11 protein-coding genes are annotated in these 10900 nt (G+C 41.4%); all 11 read right to left on the bottom strand.

The annotated features are described in order from the left end of the window. Window positions 1-147 precede the first annotated feature (147 nt). A complete protein-coding gene (locus AVJ19_RS03695) occupies window positions 148-1089 on the bottom strand; it encodes a PaaX family transcriptional regulator C-terminal domain-containing protein (RefSeq protein WP_087552548.1) in 942 nt (313 codons plus the stop codon). A 58-nt stretch (window positions 1090-1147) separates the two neighbouring features. After that, entirely contained in the window at window positions 1148-2458 is a 1311-nt protein-coding gene (gene paaK, locus AVJ19_RS03690) for a phenylacetate--CoA ligase PaaK (protein WP_087552547.1), read from the bottom strand. A 79-nt stretch (window positions 2459-2537) separates the two neighbouring features. Next, a complete protein-coding gene (gene pcaF / locus AVJ19_RS03685) occupies window positions 2538-3749 on the bottom strand; it encodes a 3-oxoadipyl-CoA thiolase (protein WP_068975391.1) in 1212 nt (403 codons plus the stop codon). A 12-nt stretch (window positions 3750-3761) separates the two neighbouring features. Further along, window positions 3762-5327, bottom strand: a complete 1566-nt coding sequence (locus AVJ19_RS03680; protein ID WP_111858444.1) for a 3-hydroxyacyl-CoA dehydrogenase — start codon at window positions 5325-5327, stop codon at window positions 3762-3764. Between the two features lie 2 nt (window positions 5328-5329). After that, entirely contained in the window at window positions 5330-6121 is a 792-nt protein-coding gene (paaG, locus tag AVJ19_RS03675) for a 2-(1,2-epoxy-1,2-dihydrophenyl)acetyl-CoA isomerase PaaG (protein WP_068975393.1), read from the bottom strand. Beyond that, the gene (locus AVJ19_RS03670; RefSeq protein WP_111858443.1) at window positions 6121-6891 is read right to left on the bottom strand and encodes an enoyl-CoA hydratase-related protein; all 771 of its coding nucleotides are present in this window, start codon (window positions 6889-6891) and stop codon (window positions 6121-6123) included. The genes paaG and AVJ19_RS03670 overlap by 1 nt, the downstream gene beginning before the upstream one ends. 164 nt (window positions 6892-7055) lie before the next feature. Then, on the bottom strand, window positions 7056-8114 hold the full coding sequence (gene paaE, locus AVJ19_RS03665; RefSeq protein ID WP_068975395.1) for a 1,2-phenylacetyl-CoA epoxidase subunit PaaE: 1059 nt from the start codon (window positions 8112-8114) through the stop codon (window positions 7056-7058). A gap of 40 nt (window positions 8115-8154) precedes the next feature. Beyond that, complete coding sequence (gene paaD / locus AVJ19_RS03660; protein WP_087552542.1) at window positions 8155-8655, bottom strand: 1,2-phenylacetyl-CoA epoxidase subunit PaaD; 501 nt, start codon at window positions 8653-8655, stop codon at window positions 8155-8157. Between the two features lie 26 nt (window positions 8656-8681). Next, on the bottom strand, window positions 8682-9437 hold the full coding sequence (paaC, locus tag AVJ19_RS03655) for a 1,2-phenylacetyl-CoA epoxidase subunit PaaC (RefSeq protein ID WP_068975397.1): 756 nt from the start codon (window positions 9435-9437) through the stop codon (window positions 8682-8684). A gap of 11 nt (window positions 9438-9448) precedes the next feature. After that, window positions 9449-9739 (bottom strand): 1,2-phenylacetyl-CoA epoxidase subunit PaaB, encoded by a 291-nt coding sequence (gene paaB, locus AVJ19_RS03650; RefSeq protein WP_068975398.1) that lies wholly within the window; start codon window positions 9737-9739, stop codon window positions 9449-9451. Between the two features lie 51 nt (window positions 9740-9790). Beyond that, window positions 9791-10732: a 1,2-phenylacetyl-CoA epoxidase subunit PaaA gene (gene paaA, locus AVJ19_RS03645; RefSeq protein ID WP_068975399.1), complete on the bottom strand. Its 942-nt coding sequence runs from the start codon at window positions 10730-10732 to the stop codon at window positions 9791-9793. Between the last annotated feature and the right edge of the window lie 168 nt (window positions 10733-10900).

Genomic DNA, 10900 nt, shown 5'->3' with positions numbered 1-10900 from the left:
ACTAACGAAGAGAGTTAGGGAGAGGTTTTTATTTATGAACCCTCATCCTAACCTTCTCCCAAAGGGAGAAGGGACTCCCGATATTTTTTTGAATAACGCAAGAAGCCAATATAAAACTATATATTTGTGATAAGCCATTTTATAAAATCAAACAGCTAACTCTTCCTGCTTTAAACCACCAAAACGTTTATAAAATTGCGGATGCAGTGGTGGCATTGCCCCTTCAGAAGTACGGGCAAATTCCATAAAGAATTCTTCACCGCTCGACACCACCAATTGATATAAATTACTGCTCAAATTACGGGCATTTAACGACAACCAATTGGATGGTAATAATTCCGATGGCAAATCAGGATCTTTGAGCAAAATACGGCGATATTGATGAATCAATAAAATCCGAATTTGGAACGCCTGAACTGCATCTAAATCATCGGCATTTTCAACAATATTCATAAACTCACGGAAGTCTTTGATAAATTTGTCATAACGGGCATGTAACTCTGCCACTGACCAATTGGTTTCCACCATGCGTTTAACTGTTGGATAAGATTCTTGCCAAAGTTGTAGTGTTTCAGCTTTGAAAATCACCACTTGATCGGTCATTTTCAGATTGAGCAATAAATTTTGCAGTTTTAAGTGATCACAGCCCGGATATGCCATCACATTACTTGCGATATTGGCAAAACCTAACCATTCCAACTCTTTCTTTAATACCAATTTATTTTCAAGATCAACCGAACTGAGCAGTACCAAGTCCCATTTTTGATCCCATTCGATATGGTTGAAATTATAAATTTTAGCATCCGCTTGTACAAAGCGCTGTCGACTCGTTTCAGTCACTCGATAGTAGCTGGTGCGCCCGATTTTCTCGGACACCAACCAACCATTTTGCACCAAACGAAACACCGCAGTCCGCACCGAACGTTCATTGAATCCAAACACATCCATCAATTGAATCAGACTTGCAAGACTGATAATGCCACCATGATGATAAACGCAATCACCAAATACCGTCATGATCAAAGACGTACCACTCAGCGCTTCTTTGCCAATAAAATCATCAATTGCCTGTTTGAGTTTTGGATTCATATCGTTTCACTATTACCTTATATTTTTCAACCCATTCTATGCAGCATCAGCGTAACCACTAAGCAGACTTACAGTGTTCCTGAACAACATGTCGAATGTCAAATACACGTTGTGCTTTGCCTTCTGAACGTGGCAATGTGCCTTCCTGTAGAATTTCAACACTGACTGAAATTCCCACCATAGTCTTGATCTGACTTTTCAGTTGTGTCGCCAATTGTTGGGTTAAATCAGGATGAATATCTTGACGCATTTCAGTACGAATATGCAATGTATCTAAATGACCTTGCTTACAAATTTGAATTTCATAATTCGGCAAAAGTTGCGGAATATGTAAAATTTGTTCTTCGATCTGCGTTGGGAACACATTTACCCCACGGATAATCATCATATCATCACTGCGACCGACAATTTTATCCATACGGCGCATTGGACGAGCAGTTCCTGCCAACAGTCGAGTCAGGTCACGGGTACGATAACGAATCACAGGCATCCCTTCTTTGGTAATGGTGGTAAAGACTAATTCGCCTAATTCACCATCTGCCAATACTTCACCTGTTTCAGGGTTGATGATTTCAGGATAAAAATGATCTTCCCAAATGGTTGGACCATCTTTACTTTCAAGACATTCCATCGCCACCCCCGGTCCCATCACTTCCGACAAACCGTAAATGTCCAATGCATTGATACCGAAGCGATCTTCAATCTCTTTACGCATTTCATTGGTCCACGGTTCAGCACCAAATACACCCGTTTTGATTGAGCATTTTGCCGTACCAAATTTTTTCTCTAAAGCTTCAATGATATTTAGACAGTAGGATGGCGTGACCATCAACGCAGTCGGTTTAAAATCATTGATTAATTGCGCTTGTTTGTCAGTTTGCCCACCTGACATTGGAATCACGGTTGCGCCTAAACGCTCAACACCATAATGCGCACCCAAACCACCTGTAAATAAGCCATAACCATAAGACACTTGAATGGTATCTTTATTGCTCAAGCCTGCGGCACGGAGTGAACGTGCGACCACATCCGCCCAAATGTTAATATCATTTTGCGTATAACCCACCACCGTTGGCTGACCTGTCGTACCCGAGGAAGCATGGACACGGACAATCTGTTCCTGTGGCACAGCAAACATGCCAAAAGGATAGTTATCACGTAAATCTTTTTTGGTGGTAAATGGAAATTTGGCTAAATCTTCCAAGCTTTTCAAATCATCAGGATGCACACCTGCATCATCAAACTTCTTTTTATACACGCTACTGTTGTCATAAGCATGTTGCAAAGTCTTTTTCAGACGTTGTAATTGCACACTGCGTAATTCATCAATAGATGCAGTTTCGATTTGTTCCAAAGCATTATTATTCATCTTATTTCTCCTTGAACAGCCATCCTTTGGCTGTCATTTACAATCCTGTTGTGTCTTAACTTTTAATCCATAAAAAAGCTTAAGCGACATTTTCCAAAATCAGCGCTACACCTTGCCCAACACCAACACACATGGTGCAAAGTGCGTATTTCCCTTGACGACGTTTGAGTTCATGCATGGCAGTGATGACCAAACGTGTTCCACTCATACCAAGCGGATGTCCAAGTGCAATTGCACCACCGTTTGGATTGACCCGTGCATCATCATCTTTTAAACCCAACTCACGCATCACCGCCAAAGACTGTGCTGCAAAAGCTTCATTCAACTCAATCACATCCATTTGATCCAAACTTAAACCTGCAAGTTTCAAGACTTTTTGCACCGCAGGCACAGGACCGATGCCCATATATTTAGCTTCCACACCCGCACTTGCTATCGCAATCACTTTGGCAAGTGGTTCTAAGCCATTGTCTTTGGCAAAATTTTCACTCGTTAGTAGTACGCATGCTGCGCCATCATTGACACCCGATGCATTGCCCGCAGTCACCGAACCGCCTTCTTTACGAAATGGCGCTTTTAACTTTGCCAATGCTTCAAGTGTGGTATCTGCACGGGGATGTTCATCCTCAGTCACTTGAACCGTATTTTTCTTACGATCCGTAATATTTACAGGCAAGATTTCTGCTTTAAAAATACCACTTTGCTGCGCTTTTGCGGTTTTTTGTTGGCTGTTAAATGCAAATAAATCTTGATCTGCACGACTGATTTGATATTTTTCAGCCACATTTTCAGCCGTTTCAGGCATGCTATCCACACCAAAATTGGTTTTGAATTTTGGATTGATAAAACGCCAACCAATCGTGGTGTCATAAATACTTGGGGTACGGCTAAATGCAGCTTCAGGTTTCGACTGCACAAATGGCGCACGGCTCATCGACTCCACACCACCTGCCAAGACAAATTGCGCTTCACCTGATTTGATCGCACGGGCTGCCAAACCAACAGCATCCAAGCCCGAAGCACATAGACGATTTACGGTAATTGCAGGAACAGCATCAGGTAAGCCCGCCAATAATGCAGCCATACGTGCCACATTACGGTTATCTTCACCTGCTTGATTGGCACAGCCTAAAATCACTTCATCCAACTGTTCCCAAGGCAAATCAGGGTGTTGCTGTTTTAAATATTCAATTGGCAACGCTGCCAAATCATCAGCACGAATGCTGCTCAACGCACCTGCATAGCGACCAATCGGGGTACGAATTGCATCACAAATAAATACCTGTTCCATTATTCTTCTCCCTTAGCCTGCTTGTTTCAGTGTTTGAGCTTCTGCTTCTTCATCTGTGTGATGAATAGATTGCAGTGCGACTTTTTTACGTAAATATAAGCTTGGACGATAACGTTCCTCGCCATAGATACGGTATAAATTTTCAAGCGTGGTTAAAATCTGTATATAACCGATTTGAGTCGCCCATTGGAATGGACCTTTCGGATAATTCACACCATATTTCATCGCTGAATCAATATCTTGTTCAGTGGCAATGTCATGTAAAACCGCTTCACAACCTTCATTCACCAACATGGCAATGCTACGCATCACAAATAAAGCAGGATGATCTTTGACCCAAATACTTGTCACGCCCAACGCTGCAAAAAGTTGGCTGACTTTTTCACGATCAGCGGTGCTACATAATGGCGAAGCGGTTAAAACCACAGCCTTAGCTGTTGTCCAATCGGCATGCCAATCCATTAACACCACTTTTTCATGGGTATGGTCAATGTCTACAGACTGCCCTTGACTGAGTTGAATGGTAATATCATCCAAACGAAGCTGTTCATGATCTGCAATTGCATTGGAAATATGGATATTATCCGCATTTTTAAGACGTTGAATCAGACCTGTGTCATGCGCCCATTCACCAACAACCTGTAGATTGAATGTTGCAGACTGAACAGCAGAAAGGTCCGCTAAATGATAGCTTGGTGTGCGTTCTGCCTGATGATAATCATAAAAACCTTGTTGGCTTTTGCGACCATAACAACCTGCATCGACCAATTCTTTTTGGATCAATGATGGACGATAGCGTGGCTCATAGAAAAATTCTTGATAGACGCTTTGTGTCACAGAAAAATTGACATCTTGCCCAATTAAATCCGTCAGTTCACATGGACCCATGGCAAAATGACCACATTCACGCAAGATAAAATCAAGCTGTTCAGGCGAGGTGACATTTTCCTGCAATGCACGAAACGCTTCCGCATAATATGGACGTGCAACACGGTTCACGATAAAACCCGGTGTTGATTTTGCTGTCACAGGGACTTTTTTCCATACTTGCATCAAGCTAAATAATGACTGTGCAATTTGTTCCGAAGTTTTTAAACCACGGATAATTTCCACCAATTTCATCACAGGTGCAGGGTTAAAGAAGTGCAAACCTACTACACGCTCAGGATGTGGAATCACTGAAGCAATTGCGGTGATTGAAATCGAAGAAGTATTTGAAGCAAAAATAGTCTGTTCTGAACATATCTCTGCAAGCTGTTTGAATAAACTTTGTTTAACTTCTTTCTTTTCCACTACAGCTTCAACGATCAAATCTGCAACCGAAAGCTGTTGAAGCTCTGCAACGATTTGAATATTGCCAAGTGTAGAATCAACCACGGCTTGGGTCATTTTTCCCAATTGTACACGTTTTTCAAGTTGTACTTTTAATTGTGCAAATGCAGCATTGGCTTTTTCAATATCCAAATCAAATACATAAGTTGCATGACCATGCATGGCTGCGAGTTGGGCAATGCCCATTCCCATTGTCCCTGCACCAATCACAGCGACTTTTGCTTGCTGTAAATTGAGATTTTGCATGATCAGCATCCTCTAAATTCAGGAGTACGTTTTTGCATAAATGCTTGTACGCCTTCTTTATAGTCACTTGAACGCCCTGCCAAACGCTGTAAATCACGTTCTAAAATCAGTTGTTCATCCAAATTATTGTCTGCTGCGGCATTGATGGCTTTTTTGATCAATGACAAACCATAAGTCGGTTGGGTTGCCAAATGTTCCGCCATTTTTGCAGCTTCAATTTTTAATTCTTCATCTGCAACACATTGCCAAATCATGCCCAATTGCACCGCTTTTTCAGCAGGGATTTTATCGCCCAACATCGCAAGTCCCATCGCTTGTGCACGACCGACCAAACGTGGCAAGAACCATGTACCACCTGAATCAGGCACTAAACCTAAGCGACAAAATGCTTGGATAAATGAAGCTGATTGCGCTGCAATCACCACATCACACGCTAAAGCAATATTTGCCCCTGCGCCCGCTGCCACACCATTTACTGCACAAATCACAGGTTTTGGCATTTCCGTAATCAATTTAATCAATGGGTTATAATATTTTTCAATCGAAAGACCCAAGTCAGGTGCATCCGCATTTGGATCAACCACACGGTCACCCAAATCTTGCCCTGCACAAAAACCACGACCTTCCGCAGAGATCACCACCGCACGGATATTCGAATCTTTAGCCCATGCTTTCAAAGTTTGTGACACTTCCTGATGCATGGTTTCATTAAAGCTGTTTAACTGTTTTGGACGGTTAAACGTTAAATAACCGACTGCATTCTTTTCTTCTGCAATAATTGTTTGGTAATCCATCACACACCTCTAAAATTTGGTTGTCTTTTTTCTAAAAATGCATTGATGCCTTCTTGGCGATCTTGGGTCGCTGCAAGCCAAACAAAATGCTGACGTTCTTGCTTCAAGCCTTGGCTTAAAGTCACTTCATGAATAGATTTCAAAGATTGTTTAATGACACGGATCGCAAGTGGTGCTTGCTTAGCAATTTTTTCTGCAAGTTCAATCGCATATTGCACGGTTAATTGAGTCGGGCAAATTTGACTTGTGATGCCATGTTGCAAAGCGGTTTGCGCTGAAATTCGCTCACCTGTCATCGCCCAACGCATGGTCAGTTGTTGTCCCACTAAACGTGCTAAACGCTGTGTGCCACCTGCTCCCGGCAACATCCCCAAACCAATTTCAGGTAAAGCAAATTGTGCATTTTCACCTGTCAGTACGATGTCACCATGTAAAGCCAACTCAAAGCCTGCGCCAAAGGCAAAGCCATTGACTGCAACAATGATCGGTTTGGAAAACTCATCAATCTGTTTCCATAATAATGGGCGTTGATCTTGTTGAATCGACACCACATCCAAAGCTGCAAGTTCATTTAAATCTGCACCCGCAGCGAAACAGCTTTCATTGCCTGTAATCACTACGGTTTTAATGTTTGAATCTGCATCCACACTTTTCAGTAAAGTCACAAGTTCTTGTAATGTGGCATTATTCAAAGCGTTGCGCTTTTCAGGGCGATTCAGTTCGATCAGCATCACGCCTGATTTCACCTGTTGGCTTTTTAAGAATTCCATCTCATTGCTCCACTTGATGTTTTGATTTGATTTTTATTAGAGTTTTTCAATTTCTAAAATATCAAATCCTGATTCATCAAAACTGTATTCATCAATGTTCTGTTTTTACACGCTGTTTTAAATTCTCAATTTCAATCTCGTGATTGAATCTTGGAACCTATTTTTTAGTCATCAAAACTGATTCGCACATTTGGCGTTACAGGACGTGCCTGACAACTTAAAACATAACCACGTTCAACTTCTTCAGGCTCTAAGCTGTAGTTGATCGCCATGTCGACCTGACCTTCCAAAACTTTACATTTACAGGTTGCGCACACACCGCCTTTACATGCGTATGGTAAATCTGCACCTGCACGAAGCGCTGCATCTAAAATGCTGTCATCTTCTTTCGATACTTCAATGATCAACTCACGACCATCAAGTACGATATTCACTTTTTCTTCATTACGGCTTTCGATCTGTTCCGCAGTGGCTTTTTTCGCTGTACCTGTATTAAAGCGTTCAGTGTGAATTTTGCTGCGTTCAATACCAAGTTCAGGCAATACGGTTTCAATCGCATCCATCATTTCATCAGGACCACAGGCAAAACAGTGATCAAAATCTGCATTGATCAAATCCGCTTTAAATAATGACTGTAATTTTTCAGCATCAATACGACCATTAAATAAAGCACTGTCATTCATTTCACGAGAAAAAACATTCACCAACTGAAAACGATTTTTAAAGCGATCTTTCAAATCCATAATTTGCTCAGCAAACATGGTTTGTTTCCAAGTACGGTTGCCATAAATCAAAGTAAAATTGGCATCTTCCTGTTGCAATAACACGGTTTTGACAATGGATAAAATCGGAGTAATACCACTGCCTGCGGCAAAGCCAAGATAATTTTTACCACCGACTTTGGCAGCTTTTTGGAAGAACACGCCTTGTGGTGGCATGACTTCAAGCTGATCGCCTGCTTTTAAATTGTCATTTGCCCAATTTGAAAATTGACCTTGATCAATTTTTTTAATGGCAATGCTCATGTCTTCATTGTGATCACTGCAAATCGAGTAACAACGGCGAATTTCACCTGCATCGGTTAAATGACGAATGGTGAGATGTTGCCCTGCTTGATATTGAAAATCAGCTTGTAATTCAGGGCTAACCTCAAACGCAATACAAATTGCCTGCTCAGTTTGAGGCGTAATTGATTTTATGGTTAATGGTATAAATTGACTCATTTGAAAATCCCTCTTTCTGTTTGACTATGAAAATGCGCTGTTAAATACATTTAAAATAGTCAAATGGTTCTAAGCAGTCTTTGCATTGATATAAGGCTTTACATGCAGTCGAACTAAATTCACTTAATAATTTGGTGTGTACGCTGTGGCAATGCGGGCATTCAATGCCATCGGTCAATGCCACATGAGTACCACAGCTATGCGCTTCACCTTTTGGCGGTGCGATGCCGTATTTTTTCAATTTGTCTTTGCCGTTTTGGCTCATCCAATCGGTTGTCCACGCTTCGGATAAATCCACCACCACATTGACAGGGGTAAGTTGATGCTGTGTAAATGCTTGTTCAATTTCAGCTTTTAATACATCTGTTGCAGGGCATCCGCTATAAGTTGGTGTCAGTCGAACCACAAGTTCATTGTCCTGATTGAATTCCACACCACGAATCATGCCCAAATCCACCACAGACAAAACAGGGATTTCAGGATCAGAAATTTGTGCCAAAACATCCCAACATTGATCAGTACATTGTCGAATTAAATTCATGGAACTTGCTCCTTGTTCTGACAGAATTACCAATTCATATTTGGATAACTGCGTTGCATAGATTGCATTTCAGCCAAAACATAGCCCAAATGTTCAGTATGCAAACCTTGTTTTGCACCACGGCGATACGCACCCAATTCAGGAATGTTCAAGCCATAATGTGCAGCTTCTGCATTTACAATGTCTTGCCACTGTGCTTTTAACAAAGTGATATTTGGAATCACACCATCTTGTACCAATTGCTGTTCATCTGCGCTGAGATCAAAAAGCTCTTCGGTAAAACGCCACAATTCATTTAAACCATTTTGGGTTCTTTCATGCGCTTCTGCTGTACCGAGGCTTAAACGCTCCATCCAAGCGGTTGAAAAACGTAAGTGATATTTCACTTCACGCAAAGACTTGATAGCAAAAGCACGTAGTTCCGCATGGTTGCTATTGCTTAAAGCGGCGAAGAGTAAATGGTGATAATGATCCATTAACCATTGACGCACGATGGTTTGCGCAAAGTCGCCATTCGGTTGTTCGCAAAGCAATAAATTGCGATATTCACGTTCAGTGCGGAAAAAAGCCAATTGATCTTCATCACGCCCTAAACCTTCGACTTCACCTGCAAGGCTGAGCACAGTACGGGCTTGACCAAGTAAATCCAAACCAATATTGGCAAGTGCAATATCAAGTTCCAATTCAGGCGCATGACCACACCACTCTGCCAAACGGTGCGATAAAATCAGTTGGCTGTCTGCCAAATGCAAAAGATATTGAGAAAATACTGAATGATTCATTTGCCTACTCCTTACATGTGCTCAATGCCATCAGGGATATGGTAAAAAGTCGGATGACGATAAACCTTATCCAAAGCAGGATCGAAAAATTCTTCTTTTTCCTCAGGTTGTGAGCAAGTGATCAGCTCAGATTTCACCACCCAAATGCTGATCCCTTCATTACGACGGGTATAGACATCACGGGCATTTTGCAAGGCAATTTCAGCATCAGGCGCACGTAAGCTACCCACATGACGATGACTTAAACCTTGTTTACTACGTACAAATACTTCGAATAACGACCAATTGTTTTTATTGTTCATGAGAGAATCCTTCCTGAAATTTAAAACGATAATGAACCAATGTGCTGTGGATTAAGCGACTTTTGCAGTTTCATCAGCTTGCTGCTTTTGTGCATACACCGCTGCTGAATCACGCACCCATTTTCCGCCTTCCCACGCTTTGCGACGTGCTTCGATACGCTCATGGTTGCAAGGACCTTTACCTGCAAGGATGTCATTGAACTCATCCCAATTGATTGGACCTGACTCGTAATGCCCTGTTTCTTCATTAAAACGTAGATCAGGATCAGGTACAGTCAAACCCAACATGTGTACTTGTGGCACAGTGTTATCAACAAATTTTTGGCGTAATGCATCATTACTGAATAATTTGATTTTCCACTGCATGCTTTGCGCACTGTTTGGAGAATTGTCATCACTTGGACCAAACATCATTTGCACAGGCCACCAAAAACGATTGACCGCATCTTGCGCCATTTGTTTTTGCTCAGGTGTGCCGTTTGCAAGTTGCATCATCGCCTCAAAACCCTGACGTTGATGGAAACTTTCTTCTTTACAGACACGAACCATGGCACGTGCATAAGGACCATAAGAGGTACGACACAATGCCACCTGATTTACAATCGCAGCACCATCCACCAACCAACCGATTGCAGCAACATCTGCCCAAGACAGCGTTGGATAGTTGAAAATTGAAGAATATTTCATACGACCTGCGATGAGTTTATCCATCATGTCGTCACGATCTGCACCCAAAGTTTCAGCCGCACTATATAAATACAAAGCATGCCCTGCTTCATCTTGCACTTTTGCCAACAATACTGCTTTACGTTTCAAACTTGGCGCACGTGTAATCCAATTGCCCTCAGGTAACATGCCAACTACTTCTGAGTGTGCATGTTGTCCGATTTGGCGAATTAAAGTTTTACGGTATGCATCAGGCATCCAATCTTTTGGTTCGATTGAAATGTCCTTTTCAAGCGCTTGATCAAAATCTTGTTGATGATTTTTCATTGTGTCCTCACTTATCCCAAGTGTTTATGAGATTTAAAGTAAAACGATACGAATAAAAAATCAATACTATTTTATATGTATCATATTAAAATTTTCAGCAAAATTAATTAACTTACTGTATTTCAATAATATTAATTTTTAAATATTTGTTGTTACAGCATTTTAATG

Origin of the sequence: Acinetobacter sp. CFCC 10889 (genome assembly GCF_003268395.1) — a bacterium.
Classification (GTDB): Bacteria; Pseudomonadota; Gammaproteobacteria; order Pseudomonadales; family Moraxellaceae; genus Acinetobacter.
The sequence above is the reverse complement of the archived record's forward strand: the minus strand, read 5'-3'. Positions and strand labels throughout refer to the sequence as shown.